18 protein-coding genes are annotated in these 20576 nt (G+C 72.6%); 7 read left to right on the top strand and 11 right to left on the bottom strand.

Going from position 1 to position 20576, the window contains the following annotated elements; translation table 11 throughout:
* Window positions 1–24 precede the first annotated feature (24 nt).
* The 4 genes from KGD83_RS15880 to KGD83_RS15865 form a co-directional block, all read right to left on the bottom strand.
* A complete protein-coding gene (locus tag KGD83_RS15880) occupies window positions 25–1035 on the bottom strand; it encodes a hemolysin family protein (protein ID WP_212639947.1) in 1011 nt (336 codons plus the stop codon).
* Window positions 1032–2414, bottom strand: coding sequence for a hemolysin family protein (locus KGD83_RS15875; protein WP_212639946.1), 1383 nt, complete (start codon window positions 2412–2414; stop codon window positions 1032–1034). Before KGD83_RS15875 ends, KGD83_RS15880 begins: the two co-directional genes overlap by 4 nt.
* Before the next feature lie 239 nt (window positions 2415–2653).
* Window positions 2654–3214, bottom strand: a complete 561-nt coding sequence (locus KGD83_RS15870; RefSeq protein ID WP_212639945.1) for a TrmH family RNA methyltransferase — start codon at window positions 3212–3214, stop codon at window positions 2654–2656.
* 123 nt (window positions 3215–3337) lie between these two features.
* On the bottom strand, window positions 3338–4009 hold the full coding sequence (locus tag KGD83_RS15865) for a class I SAM-dependent methyltransferase (protein ID WP_212639944.1): 672 nt from the start codon (window positions 4007–4009) through the stop codon (window positions 3338–3340).
* 140 nt (window positions 4010–4149) lie between these two features.
* Between KGD83_RS15865 and KGD83_RS15860 the strand changes: the two genes are divergently transcribed.
* Window positions 4150–4656 carry a dsRBD fold-containing protein gene (locus KGD83_RS15860; RefSeq protein ID WP_013152978.1) on the top strand — a complete coding sequence of 169 codons (507 nt, stop codon included), beginning with the start codon at window positions 4150–4152 and terminating at the stop codon, window positions 4654–4656.
* Between the two features lie 419 nt (window positions 4657–5075).
* Window positions 5076–6347 carry an APC family permease gene (locus KGD83_RS15855; RefSeq protein WP_212639943.1) on the top strand — a complete coding sequence of 424 codons (1272 nt, stop codon included), beginning with the start codon at window positions 5076–5078 and terminating at the stop codon, window positions 6345–6347.
* A 59-nt stretch (window positions 6348–6406) separates the two neighbouring features.
* On the opposite strand, the gene KGD83_RS15850 is transcribed toward KGD83_RS15855, so the two are convergent.
* The gene (locus KGD83_RS15850) at window positions 6407–9601 is read right to left on the bottom strand and encodes an nSTAND1 domain-containing NTPase (protein WP_249351891.1); all 3195 of its coding nucleotides are present in this window, start codon (window positions 9599–9601) and stop codon (window positions 6407–6409) included.
* A 655-nt stretch (window positions 9602–10256) separates the two neighbouring features.
* On the opposite strand from KGD83_RS15850, the gene KGD83_RS15845 reads away from it, so the two are divergent.
* A complete protein-coding gene (locus KGD83_RS15845; protein WP_212639942.1) occupies window positions 10257–11126 on the top strand; it encodes a hypothetical protein in 870 nt (289 codons plus the stop codon).
* A 78-nt stretch (window positions 11127–11204) separates the two neighbouring features.
* Here the strand turns inward: KGD83_RS15845 and KGD83_RS15840 are convergent, their stop codons facing one another.
* Complete coding sequence (locus KGD83_RS15840; RefSeq protein WP_212639941.1) at window positions 11205–12026, bottom strand: TioE family transcriptional regulator; 822 nt, start codon at window positions 12024–12026, stop codon at window positions 11205–11207.
* A 58-nt stretch (window positions 12027–12084) separates the two neighbouring features.
* Between KGD83_RS15840 and KGD83_RS15835 the strand changes: the two genes are divergently transcribed.
* Window positions 12085–13338, top strand: a complete 1254-nt coding sequence (locus tag KGD83_RS15835; RefSeq protein WP_212639940.1) for an erythromycin esterase family protein — start codon at window positions 12085–12087, stop codon at window positions 13336–13338.
* Between the two features lie 57 nt (window positions 13339–13395).
* On the opposite strand, the gene KGD83_RS15830 is transcribed toward KGD83_RS15835, so the two are convergent.
* The 5 genes from KGD83_RS15830 to KGD83_RS15810 all read right to left on the bottom strand — a co-directional run bounded on the left by KGD83_RS15830 (window position 13396) and on the right by KGD83_RS15810 (window position 18100).
* Window positions 13396–14163 (bottom strand): NUDIX hydrolase, encoded by a 768-nt coding sequence (locus tag KGD83_RS15830; protein ID WP_212639939.1) that lies wholly within the window; start codon window positions 14161–14163, stop codon window positions 13396–13398.
* Complete coding sequence (locus KGD83_RS15825; RefSeq protein ID WP_212639938.1) at window positions 14160–14894, bottom strand: HAD family hydrolase; 735 nt, start codon at window positions 14892–14894, stop codon at window positions 14160–14162. Before KGD83_RS15825 ends, KGD83_RS15830 begins: the two co-directional genes overlap by 4 nt.
* 141 nt (window positions 14895–15035) lie before the next feature.
* Complete coding sequence (locus tag KGD83_RS15820; protein WP_212639937.1) at window positions 15036–15983, bottom strand: VWA domain-containing protein; 948 nt, start codon at window positions 15981–15983, stop codon at window positions 15036–15038.
* Between the two features lie 82 nt (window positions 15984–16065).
* On the bottom strand, window positions 16066–17034 hold the full coding sequence (locus tag KGD83_RS15815) for a DUF58 domain-containing protein (protein WP_212639936.1): 969 nt from the start codon (window positions 17032–17034) through the stop codon (window positions 16066–16068).
* A 4-nt stretch (window positions 17035–17038) separates the two neighbouring features.
* Window positions 17039–18100, bottom strand: a complete 1062-nt coding sequence (locus KGD83_RS15810) for an AAA family ATPase (protein ID WP_212639935.1) — start codon at window positions 18098–18100, stop codon at window positions 17039–17041.
* A 150-nt stretch (window positions 18101–18250) separates the two neighbouring features.
* Between KGD83_RS15810 and KGD83_RS15805 the strand changes: the two genes are divergently transcribed.
* The 3 genes from KGD83_RS15805 to KGD83_RS15795 all read left to right on the top strand — a co-directional run bounded on the left by KGD83_RS15805 (window position 18251) and on the right by KGD83_RS15795 (window position 20524).
* On the top strand, window positions 18251–18970 hold the full coding sequence (locus KGD83_RS15805) for a protein kinase family protein (protein ID WP_212639934.1): 720 nt from the start codon (window positions 18251–18253) through the stop codon (window positions 18968–18970).
* A gap of 352 nt (window positions 18971–19322) precedes the next feature.
* A complete protein-coding gene (locus KGD83_RS15800; protein WP_212639933.1) occupies window positions 19323–20090 on the top strand; it encodes a HipA family kinase in 768 nt (255 codons plus the stop codon).
* Window positions 20087–20524, top strand: coding sequence for a DUF3037 domain-containing protein (locus KGD83_RS15795; protein ID WP_013152991.1), 438 nt, complete (start codon window positions 20087–20089; stop codon window positions 20522–20524). The genes KGD83_RS15800 and KGD83_RS15795 overlap by 4 nt, the downstream gene beginning before the upstream one ends.
* Window positions 20525–20576 lie beyond the last annotated feature (52 nt).

Raw genomic sequence — 20576 nt, 5'->3', positions numbered from 1 at the left:
CCCCTCCCGGCCTCACGGCCCCGCTCAGGCGGCCGTGTCCAGCAGCAGCAGGCGGTCCAGGATGTCCTGGAGGGTGACCAGGCCGATCACCTCGCCGTCCGACTCCACCAGGGACAGGTGGCTGCGGCTCTCCCGCATGATGCCCATCGCCGCGTACATCGGCGTCTCCGAGGCCAGGGTGAGCACCGGCCGCATCAGGTCGGCCGCGGTGGTCCCTTCCGGACTCGTCAGCGCCTCGCGCACGTGCAGCACGCCCACGGGCTCGGCGCCGTCCATCACCACCAGGCGCAGGTGCGTGGAATCCCGCGACACCTGCTTGATGTCGTCCACCGTCGAGTTCGGGGACACCGACGCGATCTCCTCGCGCGGCGTCACGATCTCGCTCAGCGGGCGGGAGTTGACCTCCAGCGCCGTGGCCAGCTGGGCGCGGCGCTCGGGGTCGAGCGCACCGGCCTTGGCCGAGTGCTCCACCAGCTCGCGCACGTCGTCGGGACCGTGCCCGGCCGACATCTCGTCCACCGCCTCCACACCCAGCCGGTGCAGGCACCAGTTGGCCATGCCGTTGAGCATCAGCAGCAGCGGACGGGTGAACCACATGAACGCCCGCATCGGCACGGCCAGCATGATCGCCGACTTCTCCGGGTGCGAGATCGCCCAGGACTTGGGCGCCATCTCACCCACCACTAGGTGCAGGAAGGTCACGACGACCAGTGACAGCACGAACGAGACCACGTAGCCCACCGCCGTCGGCAGACCGCCGAACAGCGGCTCCAGCATGTGGTGGACGGCGGGCTTGGAGATCGCGCCCAGCGCCAGGGCGCACAGGGTGATCCCCAGCTGCGAACCGGCCAGCAGCAGCGACAGGTCTCGGGCGCTCCTGACCGCGGCCCGTGCCGAGAAACTGGACTCGGCGGCCTCCTCCAGACGGTAGCGGCGCGCCGCCACCAGGGCGAACTCGATCGCCACGAAGAAGGCGCTCAGCGCGATGATCACCGCGGTCAGCGCGAGCGCCACCCACACGTTCATGTCACTCATGCCGACGCCTCCTGCGACTCGTTGCCCTGGACCTCGTGCAGGCGCAGCTCCACGGTGTGCGGAACGTGCCTCTGCACCGCGCTGACGACCATGGTCAGCCCCATGTCGGGGTCCTCGTCGTGCGCGCTGGGCGGCCTGGGCAGGGCGATGGAGACACTGTCACCGGCCTCGGGGAGCCGGTGCAGCTCGTGCACCACCAGACCGCCCAGGGTCTCGTAGTCCCCCTCGGGCAGGTCGTGGCCGAGCAGCCGCTCGACCTCGTCGATGTGCAGCGCGCCCGGGACCAGGTAGGAGCCCTCGCCCTCCAGGTAGGAGGGAGACTCCTCAGCGGGGCTGTGCTCGTCGGCGATCTCGCCGACCAGCTCCTCGGCCAGGTCCTCGGTCGTGATGACCCCGGCCAGGCCGCCGTACTCGTCCACCACGCAGGCGAACTCCTCGCCCGCCTCACGCAGCTGGCCCAGCGCGGAGGGCAGCGGCAGCGACGCGGGAAGCATCACGGTGCGCCGTGCCACCTCGCTGACCTTGGTGTTGGCCAGGTCCCGGTCGCCCAGCGCGAGCACGTCGCGCAGGCAGATGACGCCGACGATGTCGTCCACGCCGTCGCCCAGCACCGGGAAGCGCGAGTGGTCGGAGGCCATCAGCTCCACGACCCGGCTGACCGGGTCGCCCTCCTCCACGGTGGCCACCTCCGGTCGCGGGATCATCGCGTGCCCGGCGGTGCGCTCGTGGAAGTCCAGGGTGCGGTCCAGCAGGGTGGACAGCTCCGGCGGCAGGTCGCCGCTGGCCTTGGACTCGGCGATGATGCTCTCCAGGTCGCGCGCGGTCGCCGCGTGCTGGACGTCCTCGACCGGTTCGATCCGCACCGCCTTGAGCAGCAGGATCGCCGCCTGGTCGAACAGCCAGATGACGGGTCCGAAGATCTTCAGGTAGATCCCCGTGGACAGCGCCAGCCAGCGCGCCACCGGCTCGGGCCGGGCGATGGCCAGGTTCTTGGGGAAGAGCTCTCCGAAGACCATCTGCACGACGGTGGAGAACAGCAGGGCCAGGACGGTGCCGACGGCCACGCCCGTCCCCGTGGGGATTCCGGCGAGGCCGAGAAGCTCACCGACGCCCTCGCCGATCATGGGCTCGGCCACGTAACCCACCAGCAGGGCGGTCACGGTGATGCCCAGCTGGGCACCGGAGAGCATGAAGGACGTCCGGTTGGTGATGCCCAGGGCCCTCTGGGCCCCGGCGTCGCCGGCCGCCGCCTTCGCTCGCAGTCGCGAGCGGTCCACGGCCATGTAACCGAACTCCTGGGCGACGAAGTAACCCGTCGCCACGGTGATCAGGAAGACCACCACGATCCCGAAGGCGATACTGAGGATGGTGCTCATCATCGGGCACGCACCGCCTGGTTCCGCTTCGGGTTCGGACTCCTACGAGGGTGCGCACCCTTCGTAGAAGGGGGCTCGTCGTCTGTGTCGCAGCGTCCACTCAGGACGCTGCCGGTACTTCGGGACGGGTCCACTGTTCCTCTCTCTGCGCCTGTTGCGCTTTGTGGTGATATGTGACTAGCAGGGATAAAGACGATCGGCCTGGGGCGATTGTTCCCCGGCGGTCGGTGTCTCCCGGGCGGTCAGCTCCCGGCGGGGGCGTCGGCCTCCCCGCCCAGCCCGGCCCACTCCCGGCGGCGGGCCTCGGCGAGCGCGATCGCGGTGGCCACGGCCACGTTGAGCGATCCCACCCGTCCGACCTGGGGAACGTAGGTGACGGCGTCCGCGCCCGCCAGCAGGGCGGGGGAGCAGCCGTGGTCCTCGGCCCCCACGGCCAGGCACACGTCCGGCTCCAGGGGAGCCGCGTGCAGCGGCAGCGCGCCGGAGGCCAGCTCGACCGCGACCACCCGGTACCCGTCCGCGCGCGCGGCGGCCAGGGCGTCCGCGGTGGAGGCCATCCGGGTGTGCTCAACCTTGGCGGCGGTGCCCAGGGCGGTCTTGCCGACCTTGGGATCGTCGGGGTCGGCGCTGTTGCCGGTCAACCAGAGCTGGTCGACGCCGAAGGTCGCAGCCGTGCGCAGGATCGAGCCCAGGTTGTAGGGCTGGGTGACCGATTCGACGAGAAGGGCGAGTCGCCCCTCGGTGCGCCTGCGCCACTGGCGGTTCAGGCGTTTGACGTCCGTGGGACGCAACTGCGTGCTCAACTGCGGTGTTTTCCTCGGCGGGTGTTCCCGGGCTGGTCCCGGAGGCCATCTGTTCGCCACAGAGTACAGGTCACCGTGCGTGGGCGCACGCATGACCTGTGACACACCGCGGCAAAAGCCGCGTCAAGCCACGGAACGGCGCACCGCGAGCACCCGGAAACCCGCCCGGGAGGACACCCGTTCGGCGGGCAGGCCCTGCTCGTCCAGCCACTTCTGCAACGAGTCCGAGCCCAAGTGGCGCTGGACCACGAGGTGGGCGACGCCCTCGGGGGTGAGCCGCCCCAGCCACGTGCGCAGCATGGAGTGCAGCACGCCCTTGCCGACCCGGATGGGCGGGTTGGACCACACCGCGTCGAAGGGGCCCAGCAGGTCCCGGGAGGCCGCCTCCTCCCGCGCCGGCGCGTCCTCCCCGGACGCGCCCCGCTCCACCGACAGCCCCCCTTCGGGACCCACCACCGCGAACCGCGCGTTGTCCAGCCCGTGCTCGGCGGCGTTGCGCCGCGCCAGCCCCACCGCACGCGCGTTGACGTCCACGCCCAGCACCCGCGCCCCCGGCGCGCGCGAGGCCATCGTCAGGGCGATGGGCCCGTAGCCGCAGCCCAGGTCGAGCAGGCGCCCGCCCTCGGGCGGCGCCGGGACCGACTCCAGCAGCACGCGCGTGCCGAGGTCGACCTTGTCCGGGGAGAACACGCCACGGTCGGTGCGCAGCCGCAGGTGCAGGTCCGGCAGGACCAGGTCGGCGGTGGAGGGGCGGCTGGCCGCGCCCGGATCGGAGTCGAAGTAGTGCTGAGCCACGCCGTGACGCTACCAGGGGCGGCCCTGACCGCGGCACACGGCAAAAACCTCCCAGCCCCGCGCCAACAAAGGCCCAACCCCGGCGCCGAGCGGCTCCGGGGTGCCGAAGATGGAGGTATCCGACGTTTGCGGGGGAACCCATGCGAGCACACGTAGGAGACCAGCTGGTGGTCGAGAGCCCGCGCGCCGACGCCCACCGCAGGACGGGCGTCGTCACCGGCGTCGGGGGGTCCGACGGGGAGCCCCCCTACCGGGTCCACTGGGCCGGTGCCGAACAGGGCCACGACGACCTGGTCTACCCGGGTCCGGACGCGCACATCGAACACCCGCCCGGCTGCACGGGCGCCAACGCAGAGGGGGCCGATGCCATGCAGACGACCAAGCGCTGGAACGTCGACGTCGTCGTCGCCGAGGAGAACGAGGGCGACAGCGCGCGCACCTGGGCCGAGGTCGGCCTGGTCGCCGACGACGGGACGGCGCTGCGGGGACACGGGATGGCCCGCAAGCACCCCACGGACCTGGACGTTCCCGAGATCGGTGAGGAGCTCGCGGTATCGCGCGCCCTGTCCGACCTCTCACGCCAGCTCCGCCAGGTCGCGGCGGAGGACATCACCGACAACACCGGAACGCCCTGGCGCCCCACCTGAACCGGTGGCGGCCCCGCGGCCGAACGCGGGGGACGGGAGCGGGCGCGGGCCCGGACCGGCGAGGGCCGGTCCGGGCCCGCCGCGCTGCGCCGGGGCGGCCCGCGCCACCGCGCGGACACCGTACGGACCGGTACCGGCCACCTCCGGCATGGCGGGACTGCTCCCGGTGGTCACCGGAATCGGGCACACTCGGAAGTCGGACACGACCGCCGCCCCGGCGGCGCGGCCGAGCCCCGGCCCCGAAGCGCCGGAACCTCGCGTCGTGTCCGGTCAGGCCGCGACGGGGGAGGGTGCGCCAGCCGGGCACACGAGGTCCGCCGTCACGTCCCGAGGTACCGCTGTGCTTTACCGGAGGCGTCCGGGGAAGGGAGCGTTGCCGCCCGGCGCGAGCCGGGAGTACTCACGCAAGGGAGACCCCGTTGACCACCTCCTCCTCCGGCCCCCAGGCCAGACCCGCCCGCGTCCTGGGCACGGTCGACGCCGTCGCGATCGGCGCGGGCGCGATGCTCGGCGCCGGGGTGTTCACCGTCTTCGCCCCGGCCGCGCTCGGCGCGGGCGCCTGGCTGCCCGTGGCCATCCTCATCGCGGGGATCGTCGCCTACTGCAACGCCGTCTCCTCGGCCAGGCTCGCCGCCCGCCACCCCGAGTCCGGCGGCGCCTACGTCTACGGCCGCGAGCGCCTGGGCGAGCTGTGGGGCTACCTGGCGGGCTGGTCCTTCGTGGTCGGCAAGACCGCCTCCTGCGCGGCCATGGCGCTGACCTTCGGCGCCTATCTCCTTCCCGGCTGGGAGAAGGCCTTGGCGGCGGCCACCGTGGTAGCGCTCACCGCGCTCAACTACCGCGGCATCCAGCGCTCCACGATGGTGATCAAGATCCTGCTGGCCGCGGTTCTGGCCGTCCTGGCCGCCGTGTGCGCGGCCATGCTCCTCAGCGGGCGCCTGGCCGCCGTCGCCCAGGTGGAGGGACTGGGGCCATGGCCCGGGTCCTTCGGCGTGCTCGGCGCCGCCGGGATGATCTTCTTCGCCTTCGCCGGCTACGCCAGGGTTGCCACCCTGGGCGGCGAGGTGCGCGACCCCCGGACCACGATCCCCCGCGCCGTCAACATCGCCCTGGCCGGCGTACTGGTGCTCTACCTGGTCATCGGCACCGGGCTGCTGATCGTGTTGGGCCGCGAGCGCCTGTCCACCACCGACACCCCGGTGGTCGACGCAGTCCGGGTGGCCGGGTTCGACTGGCTGGCCCCCGTGGTGGTCGCGGGCGCGGCCGTGGCCAGCCTGGGCGCCCTGCTCTCCCTCATCCTCGGGGTCTCGCGCACCACCGCCGCGATGGCCGCCGACGGGCACCTGCCCCGCTCCCTGGCCTCGGTCCACGAGCGCCACGGGGTGCCCCACCGCGCCGAGCTGCTGGTCGGCGCGGTCGTCATCGCCCTGGTCCTGGTCACCGACCTGCGCGGCGCGATCGCCTTCTCCGCCTTCGGCGTGCTGGTGTACTACGCCATCACCAACGCCTCGGCGCTGCGCCTGGGCCCCGACGAGCCCCGCCCGCCGCTGCTGGTGCCGCTGACCGGGCTGGGCGGCTGCGTCGTGCTGGCGTGCAGCCTGCCGCTGCCCACGGTCATCACCGGCATGGCGGTCCTGGCGGCGGGAGCCGGGCTGTGGTGGCTGCGCGAGCGCTTCGGCCTGCGCTTCTAGGGGCGGTAGGGGGCACGCCACCAGGCCGACCAACCCGCGGGCGTGCCGGTGCACGGGGTTCAGGCGCCGTCGCGGCTGGTGCCGCCTTCGCCGACGGCGCCCGCGCACGCGGGACCGTCGGACAGCCCGGGCAGGTGGAGCGCGCGTTCCTCCACGGTGAAGTCGCGGCCGAAGGCACCGCAGATCCGCGCCGCGGCCTCCTCCGCGTCCGGGAGGTCCACGTCCCAGACCCGTACTCCGTCGTCCGTGCCCGTGGAGGTGGCCAGACGGGTTCCGTCGGGACTGAACGCCAGGAGCTCCACGAATCCATCGGAGGAGTCGGGGAAGGTCCGGCGCAGCGCTCCGGTGGCCGTGTCCCACAGGTGTGTGGCGCCCGCGCTGCCGGTGCCGGTGGCGAGGAGCGTGCCGTCGGGGCTGAACTCCATGGACGACACCGAGCCCTCATCGAGGGACAGGGTGTGGAGCCTCTCGCCGGTGGCCGCGTCCCACAGGTACACGAACTCGGAACCGGTTTCGGTGGCGAGGAGGGAGCCGTCGGGGCTGAACTCCAGTACCGACACGTCCTCGTCGTAGCCGGTCAGGGTGTGGAGCCTCTCGCCGGTGGCCGCGTTCCACAGCCGGACCACGCTCTGTCCGTGGTCCCTGCGTTGAACCGTCGCGAGTGTCTCCCCGTCCGCGCTGAGCGCCGTGTGCGCCACCGGCTCCTCGCCGAGGACGAAGGTGTGGATTTGTTCGCCGGTGGCCGTGTCCCACAGCCAGACGGCACCGTACTCGTGGATGAGGGCGAGGGCGGAGCCGTCAGGGCTGAAAGCCTGGTGAAGGACGTCGTCGTCGGAGCTGAAGGCCGGGTCGAACACCTCGTTGCCGCGGGCGGAGAAGGTGTGGCGCCTCTCGCCGGTGGCCGCGTCCCACAGATGGACGGTGAGCTCGCCGACGTTCTCGGTGGTGACGAGGGTCGAGCCGTCGACACCGGTGAAGAAGATCCCGTCGAGTTCGTAGCCCGTGAGGGTGCGGTGCTCCTCGCCGGTCGACGCGTCCCAGAAACGCACGGTGCTCATCCAGCGGGACTCCCGGGTGCCGGTCTCGTCCCAGGTGCCGTCCCAGCTGGCGTCCCGGATCGCGGTCGTGGTGAGGTAGGTGCCGTCTGGACCGAAGGCGACATCGTCCCAACCGGTCTCCCCGGCGTCGAGGACGTGGCGTCGCGCGTCGAAGGCCGCGTCCCACAGGTGGACGGTACCGTCATCGAGACCGCCCGTCGCGAGACTGGTCCCGTCGGGGCTGAAGGCCAGGTCGAACACCGGGTCGCGGCCGTTGACGAGGGTTCGGGGCGACGCGGTGCCGCCGGTGTCCCACAGCCGTACCCTGCCGTCGGTCAGGCCGTAGGCGAGGGTGGCGCCGTCGGGACTGACCGTCACCGTGTCGACCAGGGGGCGGCCGGTGGTGGTCAGGGTCTGGACCTGCGAGCCGTTGCGCGTGTCCCACAACGACACGGCTGTGGTCGTGTTGGTCACCAGGACGTCGCCGTCGGAGCCGAAGAGCACGTCGTACACCGGGAGGTCGCCGCCGGGATCGATGGCGCGCCGCTCCTCGTGGTCGGCGGTGTCCCACAGCCGTGCCGTGCCGTCTTCGCTGCCCGTGGCGAGGGTGGCGCCGTCCGGGCTGAACTCGACGTCGAACACCTCCCCGAGGCCGTCGGAGAGGACCTGGAGCTGTTCGCCGGTGGCGGTGTCCCACAGCCGTGCCGTGCCGTCCGCGCTCCCCGTGGCGAGGGTGGCGCCGTCCGGGCTGAACGCCACGGCGTTCACCCAGCTCCCATGTCCGGTGAGGTCATGGAGCAGGTCGCCGGTGGTGTCCCACAGGTGTACGACGCCTTCCTCGTCGCCCGTCGCGAGCGTGGCGCCGTCAGGGCTGAACGAGGCGTCGATGACCGTGTCGTAGCCGTAGAACGTGTTGATCATTTCGCCGGTGGCCGCGTCCCACAGGTGGACGTCGCCGCTGATGCCGCCGGCGGTACTGGTGGCCAGGGTGGTGCCGTCGGGGCTGAAGGCCACCGAAGCCACTCCGTCGGAGTCGTTGTCGAAGCTGCCTTCGAGGCCTGTGTCCGCGGCGTTGTAGAGGCTGGCGGTGGCCTCCCGGGTGGGGCTGGTGCGGTACGCCTGGACGGCCAGCAGCGAGGCGAGTTCGAGGTCGGAGTCGAACACCGCCCTGGACTGGGCGGCCAGTTGGCGGGACTGCGCGGCCCGCTGGTCTGACCGTGCGGTGAGCACGGACTGGCGCTGCCACACGGCCAGCCCGGTCGCGATGAGGGTGAGGGCGACCAGCCCGGCCAGGACGGCGTTGAAACGCCCGGGGCGGTGCACGGACTGCCGCTCCCGCCTCTTCCCGGCGGCGAGGAACACGGCGGCACCGCCGATCCGCGTGTAGGCGTCCCGGGTGAGACGGCCGTCCACGCGACGTTCCCAAAGCCGGTTCAACACCAGCGCCAACGGCGGCAGAAGAGTCGCGGACACCTGCCCGTCCGCAGCGGAGGCCCGGTGCAGGTCCTCGACGACCTCCTCCGCCAACCCCTCCTCGACCCGGGCGCCCGCGGTCTGCGCGGGCCGGGTGATGACGTCCCTCAGCTCGGTGTCGGTGAGGGTGGCGGGCATGTTGACGAGCCCGGGGATCGCGGCGCCCAACAGCTCCGGGCAGCGGGCCGCCAGGCGCGGATACGCGTCGTCGCGCATGACCAGGAGAAGACGCGTCGCCGGATGAGCGCTCGTCAGCGCCGCCAGTTCGGCGGCGATGCCCTCAGCCGTGGGGTGGGAGGGGAACTCCTCGAACTGGTCGATGACCAGCAGCAGGTGGTCGTGGTCGGGTGCGTCCGCGAGGCGCTGTTCGGCCGCGCGGCCGATGCCCTCGCTCGCGGTTCCGGGAAGGCCGCCCCGTTCCAGCTCCGCCGCCAGGTCCCGGCCCGGCCGGACCAGGACGGGCAGCCAGCGCTCGCCGCCCGGTAGGGAGCCGTCCGCGAGGGCCGGTAGTACCCCGGCCCGGACCAGGGACGACTTGCCGCTGCCCGACGGGCCGAGCAGCAGCACCAGCCGCTGGCCGCGTAACGCCGCCAGCACACAGTCCACCGCGGCTTCCCTGCCGTGGAAACGAGCCGCGTCCTCCTCGGTGAACGGATGCGGCCCCGGGTACGGAGACGATGCCTGGGCGTTCGGCCCCTCTTCGTCGTCTCGGTCCGCCGCCTGGTGTTGCACGTCGTCGCTCATGAGAACCTCTCTCGGTCACACGGGAAACGCCTTCGAGGGCACCGGGAACGCGTCGGACAGGAACCGGCCCACGGGATCGCTCCCGGCCTCGCCAGCGCCCCGCGCCAGAGGTCACCGATCGGGCGACCGCCGCCGGGTCCGGCCCGCCCGTCCGGGCGCACGGTCGTCTCCTCCGTCCCCCGAAAGCCGGAACGAGGAGGCGGGTTCGGGGGTGCGGATCCTTCGACGCGGATTCTCCTTCCGCGGATCCGGTCAGGCCCTGTCCGCTTACGGCCATCTCCTGTAGCGGAGAGCCGCGGCTCACTACTGTCGTTCTCGCACACCTCTCAGGGGAGACCGAGGCGCCGCTATGGCAAGTCGAAGGAAGAAGCGTCCACCGAAGAAGAGGAGCGGGCCCGGCCCCGCGGCCTCCTCCCGTGGCCACGAGGTGGGCCCGAGCGATCGTTCCCGGTCCGGGCACCGCCCGTGGGGGCCGCTCCTGCGCTGGCTGCGCGGCCCCCGACGCGCGACGCGCCCGGACCGGAAGCGGCCGCGGAGCGAGGTTCGACAAGAGGCTGACGAACCGACCACCCTCGATGTCCTGCAGGCGCGGTTCTTCCCCGAGGGCCGAGGGGCGTCGCCCAGGGTCCGAGTCCGGGCCTGGGCGATCTCCGCCGTGATCGCTCTGCTGGTCACCGCGGGAGGCTTCGCGGGCACCTACGCCTACGACCTGTGGTCCGCGGAGGCTCGTCTACGCGGGGAGCGGACCGCCCAGACCACGATCGACCAGGGAAGCCCCCCGTTCACCAACGCGGTCGCCTACGACACCTCGCTCCCGGAAAGCTTCCGGGTGGTCCTGGACCGTCCCTTGACCACGGAGCAGGCCGAGGAGCTGGGAACCCTCGACCGCGTCGAGGCCTGGGACCTCCTGGAGGCGTTGGGAGGACGCCTGATCCCGGGCACCTTCACCACGGTGCACCTCACTCCGCCGGGCGGGTGGTCCTGGGAAGAACCGGGGACGTCCCCCCGGGTCGGCGCGGCCGTGTTCACCATGACCCTCATGTCGGCGCGCAGCTCCCAGGTGAGCATCGTGGACATGGAACCCGCCAACATCTCCTGCGCGGAACCGGCGGCCACGACCGTCGTGGACTTCCCGACGGCCGGTGAGGCCACCTACCCCGGCGTGGTCGTCGACCTCACCCACGACGATCCGCTGCTGTTGATCTCCGACGAAGGACTCGAACAGGGCCAGCCCTACTTCAGCCGCCGACGTATCGACGTCGGAGGAGGGCTCGAACCGGGCGGGCTCCGCGTGGAGGCTCTCACCGCGGGACAGACCTGTGAGTGGGAGATCCGGGCGCACCACGTCGACGCCCGGGAGAACTCCGGCGAGGTCGTCCTGCGCGACGGGGACGAGCCCTTCCGTGTGGAGGCTCCCCCCGAGAACCCCGAACAGTACTGGGCCATGTCGATAGGGCCGCGGCCTGTCAGAGTCGTGGCCTGCCACGAGACACCCGAAGCGGTGGAATGCCCGAACCACGGGTGAGGCGACGACCATGCGGGCGGCCCCCGCGCTCGACGGCGCCGTTGCCCTCCGAGCCCACTCCGACTGGTTGCCGGGGTCTCATCCGCGTTCGCGCAGGTACGCCTCCAGCTCGGCGGCCCCGGCCAGCATCGCCCGCCCGCGCGCGGACAGCCGGGCCCGCCAGTCGCGGAGCGCGCCCTCCAACGGCTCCAGCCCGCCGGCCGAGCGCACCTGGGCGATCAGCGGGCCGATCTGCTCCAGCAGGTAACCGCCCCGCCTGAGCTGGTGGACCAGCAGGGCGTCGCGCACGTCGGCCCCGCCGTAGACGCGGTACCCCGTACGAGGGTCGCGGCGCGGGCGCACCAGCCCGGCGCGCTCCCAGGCGCGCAGCGTCGCGGGCCGCACGCCGAGCCTGTCCGCCAGCGGCCCGATGAACGTGGCGCCCGGCTCCGCCGCCCCGGCCGCCCCGGGCTCCTCGTCCGCTCGTGGGGGCGCCGTCGCCCCGGCCCGCCCGCCGGAGCCGGTCCGTCCACCGGACGCGGCCGGGCCGGCGGACCGTGCCCGCGCGCCGCCCTCCAGACCGCGCAGGGCCTCCTCCACGGCCCGCAGGGTCAGCCGGTCCTCCAGGAGCTGCGCGTGGCCCTCGTCGATCAGGCGCAGCGCCTCCTCGGTCCGGCCCCCGTTCACCGCCCGCATGACCGAGGCCGCCCCCTGGTGGCCGTGGCCGGATACCAGCGCCACGAACGCGCTCAGCGCCCGGGCGTGCAGCGGGGTGTAGGTGCGGTAGCCGTGGCGCGTGCGGTCGGCCTCCGGGAGGATCCCGTCCTCCTCGTAGTTCCTGACCGCCTGCGTGGACAGACCGTGCCCGCGCGCCAGGTCGATCGGCCTGAGCCGATCACCGCTTTGAAGGTTCTTAGCCATATCCCCGCCGCTGTACCGAAAAAGTCTCAACCGTTACTTCAACGATACCGTTGAGGGTATGGACACTGTCACCAGGGACACCGCACACACCTTCGGGGCAGCCGCCGTCATGGGGCTGCTCCCGGCCCGGCCGCGACTGCTCGCCCTGGGCGAGCCCACCCACGGAGAGGACGCTCTGCTGGACCTGCGCAACGAGCTCTTCCGCCATCTCGTCGAACGGGAGGGCTACCGGACGATCGCCGTCGAGAGCGACTGCCTGGCGGGCCTGGCCGTGGACGAGTACGTCACCTCGGGGACGGGCACCCTCGACCAGGCCGTGGAGCACGGGTTCAGCCACGGGTTCGGCGCGTCGGCGGCCAACCGCGAACTCGTGCGCTGGATGCGCGCCCGCAACGACGGCAGGCCCGCCGCGGAACAGGTGCGCTTCGCCGGTTTCGACGGCCCGCTGGAGATGACCGGCGCCCAGAGCCCCCGGCGGGCCCTGACCGCCCTCCACGGCTACCTCGCGCGCTGGGTGGAGGCGGACCAGCTCCCGTGCGACGCGCGGACGCTGGACCGCCTGACGGGCGAGGACGCGCGGTGGACCAACCCCGACGCGATGCTGGACCCGGCCGAGTCCGTGGGGCGCTCGGACGAGGTCCGGGAGCTGCGCATGCTCGCCGACGACCTGGCGGCGCTGCTCGACGCGCACACGCCGCGCCTGGTCTCGGCGACCTCGCGCGAGGAATGGGACCGGGCGCGCCTGTACGCGCGCACCGCCACCGGCCTGCTGCGCTACCACTTCTGGATGGCCGACACCTCCTCGCGGCGCATGACGCGGCTGGAGGACGCGGGGATGACGGTCGACACCTCGCCGAGCCGGATGACGCGGCTGCTGGGCCTGCGCGACCAGATGATGGCCGACAACCTCTTCGCCCTCGCCGAGCGGGGCCCGGTACTGGTCCACGCCCACAACGCCCACCTCCAGCGCGGCGAGAGCACGATGCGGATGGGCGGGCCGCCGCTGCGCTGGTGGGGCGCCGGGGCGATCGTGGGCGCCCGCCTGGGGCCCGAGTACGCCTTCCTGGCCACGGCCCTGGGCACCGTCCGGCACCGGGGCGTGGGCACCCCGCCCCCGGACACCGTCGAGGGCCTCCTGTACGGCCTCGGGGAGGAGCGCTGCGTGGTCGACGCGCCCCGGCTGGCCGCGGACCTGGGCGGCGCGCGTCCCGCGCCCCGCGTGTCCGCCTGGTTCGGCTACGCCCCGCTCGACCCCTCCCGCCTGGCCGACAGCGACGGGATCGTGTTCGTCAGGGACCTGCCGCGGAGCTGACGGCCCGTCCCGGGCGTCACCGGTGTGACGCACCGGAGCCGGTGCCGGGCCGCGGGCTCAGGACGTGCCGGAAAGGCCCAGGTAGGCCAGGCCGCGCCGGGCCGTGGTGGACAGCCGCAGCCCGGCGACCTCACCGGGGGCGAACCAGCGCGCGTCGGCGGTCGAGCCGTTCTCCTCCAGCACCCGGGCGGGGCCCGGGTCGCAGACCAGGACGCGGAAGAACGCCCACACCGCGTAGATGTCGTAGCCGCCCGAGCCCCCACGGCGGTGGCTGGACACGGTGACCAGCTCCCCGACCAGGCCGTCCTGGCCGGTCTCCTCGACCACCTCGCGGCGCAGCGCGGCCCGCACGTCCTCGCCCGCGTCCACGCCGCCGCCCGGCAGGTGCCAGGTCCCGGCGCCGGGGAACCCCTCGGCGATCAGGCTCAGCAGCACGTTCCCGCGGGGGTCGGTGACGATCCCGTAGGAGGCGAACCGGCGCAGCGGCGTCAGCCCGTTGCCGGGCGCGGGCTCCTCCCAGGCCAGTTCAGCGGGGGAGGGCCGCAGACCCGCGTCCGCGGCCGAGGGCCAGGAGACGTCCGACCCGGCCTCGGCGAACACCACCCGGTCGATGTGCAGCGGGGCGCCGCCGGGCGCGGACGCCAGTTCGGTGAGCACGTCCAGCGCGCGCAGGGGAGCGTCCGGGGCCAGGCCGCCCAGGCCGCGGACCACGTCCGCGGGGTCCTGGCCGAACAGAACGCGCGCCCCGAGCACCGCGGGCGCGTCGGCGGCGACCAGGTGCGCGGTGACGCGCCGACCCGGAACGCCCGGGGAGGCGGCGGTCACAGCGAGCCGGCGGCGGGGGTCGCGCTGGGCAGGCCCACCAGACGCAGCAGTTCGTCCAGGTTGGCGATGGTGGTCACCGACTCGAAGCGCTGGTGGCCCCGGCGGTCGATCATGACCGGCCGCATGCTCGCGGCGGCGGCGCCCACGCCGTCGGCCTGGATCTGGTCCCCCACGTGCCAGCACGCGGTGGGGTCCACGCCCAGACGCTGGGCGGCGGTGTGGAAGATGCGCGGGTCCGGCTTGCCCGTTCCGACCGTGTCGGTGCACACCACGGCGTGGAAGTAGGGGGCCAGCTCCATGGACTGGAGCTTGGCGTGCTGGAGGGACTCGATGCCGTTGGTCACCACGGCCAGGCGGTATCCGGCCGAGGCCAGCGCGTTCAGCGACGGGATCGCGTCGGGGAAGACCTGCCACGCCGAGCGGTGGGCCTCCAGGTAGATCCGGTACAGCTCGTCGCAGTGCTGGTCGGCGAGGTCTGCGTGGCCGGCCTGGACGGCCAGGGCCCGGATGCGCTCGCGGCGCTGCTGCTCCAGGCTCAGGCGTCCGCGCAGGTAGGAACCGAAGGAGATCTCGGTCTGCACGTCCCACAGACTGCGGGCTGCCCCGAAGTCCGGGTGGCCGAGCCGATCCATGACCGCGCGGAGCCCCGTGGACGACGCGGCGAGATCGTCGATCAGGGTGTCGTCCAGGTCAAAGCAGATCGCCGTCGGCACTGCGGGTGTGTTCGGCATCGTTCCTCATGTGATGGGCAGGACAAAACATGCCAACGCTAACCCGTGGACATAACAGGAACGGTGTAAACCCCACCTAAAGGGATGTGTCCCACGTCACCCGACGCCTGCGCGGGAGGGGGCCCGCAGGCCCACTCCCGTTCACGGGAGCCGCTGGAACCACAGGAGTGACGTCACCGCGGTGGCCATCGCCAGGAGGATCGCCACCAGCACGAAACGTGTGACGATTTCCTCGTGCACCAGCTCGGTGCCCAGGGACGAACCGATGTCCTCGTAGACCTCGTCCAGCTCCGTCTCGCTCTCCGCCTCGTAGAAGTGCCCCCCGGTGTCCGAGGCCAGACCGCGCAGCGCCTCCTTGTCGATGTCGGCGGGCACCTGGTAGCCGTCGATCTCGATCATCGCCGCGCCCGTGCCGAACGCGATCGTGGAGACCGGCACCTCCTGCTCCGCCGCCATCGCCACGGCCTGCGATATGTCGCGGCCACTGGTGTTCTCCCCGTCCGAGAGCAGCACGATCGCCGACGGCGGCGGGTCCACGTCCGCGTCCTCGTCGAAACTGCTGATCGACTCCAGCGAGGCGAACACCCCCTCGCCGATCGCCGTGCCCGGACCCAGCTGGAGGTTCTCGATCGATCCGATCACCGCCTGGTGGTCATGGGTGGGCGAGGAGACCACCGTCGCCGTAGAGGAGAAGGCCACCAGACCCACGTTGAACCGGTCCGGCAGCGTCTCCACGAACCCCTGGGCCGACTTCTTGGCCGCCTCCAGCCGGTTGGGGTCGATGTCGTTGGCCGCCATCGACAGCGACACGTCCACCGCCACCATGATCGTCGCCCGCTCACGCGGCTGCTGCACCGGCATCGCCGGCAGCGCCATCGAGGCGATCAGCACCCCGATCGTCACCGTGAACAGCACCGCGGGCACGTGCCTGCGCACGTCCGGCCGGTGCGGCGCCACCTGGTCCAGCAGCGCCAGGTTGGTGAAGCGCATCGTGTACTCGCGCCGCCGGGTCTGCGCGAACACGTACGCGGCGACCAGTACGACGACGAGGAGCAGCCACCACAACCTCTGGGGCTCCAGGAAGGTCATGACTCAATCCCCCGTGCCTCGGCTCTGTCCCGCGGGTCCGCGCCCGCGCCCTCGTTCGCTTCCTCGGTGCGGCCCGCCGCGCTCACCGGGGCGTTCCCGGGGTGTGGCGGGCCAGGTGGTGCGCGGTACGCCTCTGGTGGATGACGAAGCGTGCCGTATCCAGTACCCAGTCCCGGTCCGTCCGCAGCGTCAGGTGGTGCACCCCGCACCGGCGCAGCGCATCGCGCACCGCGCGGCGCTGCCCCTCGGCCGCCTGGCGGTAGCGCTCGCGCACCGCCCGCGTCAGCCGCACGTCGCGCACCATGCCCGTACGCGGATCGCGCAGCGTCACGTCGCCCACCTCGGGCACGTCCAGCTCGCGCGGGTCGACCACCTCCACCACCAGCACCTGGTGGCGCGCGGCCATCTGGCGCAGGGGCCGCTCCCAGGTCACCCCGCCGCCGAAGGCGGGGGTGTCCAGGAAATCGGAGACCACCACCCGCAGGCCGCGCCTGCGGCGCACCCGCACCAGGTCGCCGATGGCGTCGGCCAGGGTGGCCCGGTGCGGCGAGGGCTCGCGCTCGTCCCCCTTCGGCGCCGCGGCCACCGTGGCCAGCAGGGCCAGCAGGGCCTCCTTGCCCGAACGCGCGGGCCAGCGCCGGATCGCGCCCCGGTGCAGGAAGTGGGCGCCGAAGCGGTCGCCCACCTTCTGGGTGAGGAGGTTGGCCGCGACCATCGCCCCGACCGCCACCTCGTGCTTGGAGCGCAGGCCCGTGCCGAAGTCCATGCTCGGCGACAGGTCCAGCAGGGTCCAGCTCTCCAGCTCGCGGTCGGCGACCAGGTCGCGCACGTGCGGGGTGTCGGTGCGCGCGGTCACCGACCAGTCCATGAGCCGCACGTCGTCCTCGCCCGGCTGGTACAGGCGCGCCTCGGCCGCCTCCGAGCCCGGCCCCAGGCGCAGGCCGAGGTGTTCACCGTGCAGCAGCCCCTCCAGGCGGTGCACGATGCGCAGGTCCAGACGGCGCAGCGCGGCGCGCAGTCGGGGGTCGGTGCCGATGGCGGGTGCGTTCACCGGCTCACCTCGCGGAGGCGAAGGAGGCGGTCTCCCCGCTGGGCGGCTCGTCCCAGATCACCCGCGGCGCCAGCACGGTCGACAGGATGCGGTCCACCACCTGTTCGGCGGTTATCCCGTCGGCCAGGGCGTCGAAGGTCAGCACCAGGCGGTGGGCGATGACGTCGTGGGCGAGCACCCGCACGTCGTCGGGGAGCACGTAGTCGCGCCCGCGCAGCAGGGCCAGGGCCCGCGCGGCCGAGACCAAGCCCAGGGTGGCGCGGGGGCTGGCCCCCATCTCCAGCACCTGGCGCAGGTCCGGCATCTGGTGGTTCTCCGGCTCGCGCGTGGCCATGACCAGCCGCACCACGTAGTCGGCGATGAGCTGGTGGACGTGGACACGCTGGGCGTCGGACTGCAGCTCGCTCAGGGTGACGGGGTCGAGCACCTGGTGCGCGGTGGGCGGGGTGGTCGACATCCGGCGCAGGATCTCCATCTCCTCGTGCGCGCGCGGATGGCGGACGTTGACCTTCATCAGGAACCGGTCGCGCTGGGCCTCGGGCAGCGGGTACACGCCCTCGGACTCGACCGGGTTCTGTGTGGCGATGACGATGAACGGGGAGGGGAGCGGATGGGTGGTCCCGCCGAGGGACACCTGCCGCTCGGCCATGACCTCCAGCAGGGCCGACTGCACCTTGGCCGGGGCCCGGTTGATCTCGTCGGCGAGCACGAAGTTGGCGAAGACCGGCCCCAGCTCCACGTCGAACTGCTCGGTGGAGGGATGGTAGATGCGCGTGCCGACGATGTCGGAGGGCACCAGGTCCGGTGTGAACTGCACCCGGGCGAACGAACCCCCGGTGACCTTGGCCAGGGTGGACACCGCCAGGGTCTTGGCGATGCCGGGCACGCCCTCGATCAGGCAGTGTCCTCCCGCGACCAGGGCGATGAGGGAGCGCTCCACCATGCGCTCCTGGCCCACGATCACCCTGGACACCTCGTGCAGCGCGGCGCGCAGCAGCCGGGTCGGTTCGCCCGGAGTGCTGTCCGGGCCCGCGGAGGGCGTTGAGCCGTTTCCGCTCTCTGCCATGTGCCGCCTTCCTAGCAGGGAGCCCCGACGCGGGGGCACCGGATAGGTTGTGGATCACTCACCTGTGGTGACACTACCCGTTTCGCGGGCACCAGTCCGGTACACAACGCGGCGAAGCGGACGGCCGGAGTGGAGGGCAAGGGGGATGACATGGCGGTTCCCACTATGGGGCTGAACGAGGGTGATCCACGTCAACTGGGCGGTTACCGCCTGCTGGGGCGGGTGCGCGACTCCTCCCTCGGGGTGGTCTACCTGGGCAGGGACGGGTCCGGGAACCAGGTGAGCGTCGCCGTGCTCGACTCCGGCGCCGCGGGTGACGGCGGCGCGCGCGAGCGGTTCGCCGAGGCGGTGCGCCGCAGCCCCGACGTGGTCGCGGCCCGCACGCACGGGCGCTCGGCGTTGTGGGTGGCCCTGGCCCACGACGGGTCGGGCGCGGCCGCGGAGGACTTCCTGAAGGTGGCGGCGCGCTCGGGACGGGCGGCCGTGCGCGGCCCGGTGGTGATGCCGCACTGGGCGGGCTCGCGCGGTCCCGCCTCGGTGCGGTGGGCGCCCTGGGCCGGGCGCAGGGACAGCGCCGTGGCGGCGGGGGAGAGCAACTGGTGGCTGATCGGCGGGCTGGGCCTGGTGCTGGTGCTCATCCTGCTGCTGGTGTCGCTGCTGTACTGGTGGATGCTCCAGTTCCCGCCGCCGGAGATGCCCAGTCCGGCGCAGCCCCCCGAGGCGCAGGAGAGCCCGGAGAGCCCGCAGGGGCCGGGGACGCTCCCAGGCGAGGAGGAGGGGGAGGGCGGGGGAGCGGAGCCGACTCCGGCCGTGCCCACACCGGGGGAGGGTGACGGCGAGTGGGGCGACAACCCCGAGGACAACCTCTAGCAGGGAGCAGGCGGCTCGGGAAAAGCGCACGAAGGGTCCGGTTCCGGCGCCGGACCCCTTCTTTGCGTCCGATATAAATCTACGTCGTACAGGTGGCGGTTCTTTTTCGTAAAAACGAATGAAAACGAGATCGCGCGGCTACGCCGCACCCTCCTAACGATCTCCCTCCCGGAAGCGGTTCGGCGTGTCGCGGCGGTCCTGGGACGTCGCCTAGAACGTGTTCAGGGTCCTTTAGTGGCGCTGGCGGGAGGCGGTTCCGGCGCGGCGAGGGGGCGGGGGCCGCGGCCCCCTGCGTCCGGCTCAGCGGCGGGTCCGTCGCGGCGTCGGTGCGCGAGCGCTCCGCGGGCTGCCTATGCTGGTCCGCGTGCTGAGAAAGGTGGTCGCGACGCGGTACGTGCTGCCGCTGCGCGAAGGAGGTTCGCTCCCGGGGTTGGTCGAGGCCGACGACCTGGGCATGTACGTGGTCAAGTTCCTCGGGGCGGGGCAGGGGCGCAAGACGCTCGTGGCCGAGGTCGTCGCGGGGGAACTGGGCCGCGCCCTGGGCCTGCCCGTTCCGGAGCTGGTCACGACGGAGTTCGACGCGGTGATCGGCCGCAGCGAGCCCGACCCCGAGGTGCAGGAGCTGCTCAAGGCCAGCGGCGGGCTCAACCTGGGGATGGACTTCCTCCCGGGTTCGCTGGGTTTCGATCCGCTGACCTTCGAGGTGGACCGCGGGTTCGCCGGGCGGGTGCTGTGGTTCGACGCCCTGACCGGCAACGTGGACCGGTCCTGGCGCAACCCGAACATGCTGCTGTGGCACGGGCGCCCCTACCTGATCGACCACGGTGCGACGCTGATCTTCCACCACAACTGGGCCAACGCCGAGCGGTTCGTGCACCGTCCCTACGACGCCTCCGACCACGTGCTGTCGGGTGCGTCGCCGGACCTGGCCGCCGCGGACGCGGACCTGGCGCCCTTGGTGGACGAGGGTCTGCTGCGCCGTGTGGTGGAGCTGGTGCCGGACGAGTGGCTGGTGGACGAGCCCGGGTTCGACGGTCCCGGGGATGTGCGTGAGGCGTATGTGCGGTACCTGCTGGCCCGGGTGGCCGAGCGCTCCTGGCTGCCGGAGGTGACGGTATGAGCGCCCCGAGGCGTTACAGCGACGCGGTGACGACCGGTCGTGTGGGTGAGCGGCGTGAGCGTGCGGTGTTCGAGTACGCGCTGTTGCGGGTGGTGCCGCGGTTGGAGCGCGGTGAGTGCGTGAACGCCGGGGTGATCGTGTACTGCCAGGAGCGGGGGTTCCTGGGGGCTCGTTCGGCGTTGGACGAGCGGCGGTTGCTGGCGGTGGACGCTGAGGCGGACGTGGCGGGTGTGCGGCGTGCGCTGGAGGCGGTGGAGGTGATGTGCCGTGGTGGCGCGGGGGCGGGTGCGGCCGGTCGTGAGCGCCCCGGTCAGCGGTTCCGGTGGTTGACTGCTCCGCGGAGCACGATTGTGCAGCCGGGGCCGATCCACGGTGGTCTGACGGAGGATCCGGAGGGCGAGGTCGTGCGGTTGCTGGACCGGCTCGTAAGGTAACCGTCCGGGTCGTAACGGACATCACAGGCGTTCTGGGGGATAAAGAGGAGGC

The organism is Nocardiopsis akebiae (assembly GCF_018316795.1).
Lineage (GTDB): Bacteria > Actinomycetota > Actinomycetes > Streptosporangiales > Streptosporangiaceae > Nocardiopsis > Nocardiopsis dassonvillei.
The sequence above is the reverse complement of the archived record's forward strand: the minus strand, read 5'-3'. Positions and strand labels throughout refer to the sequence as shown.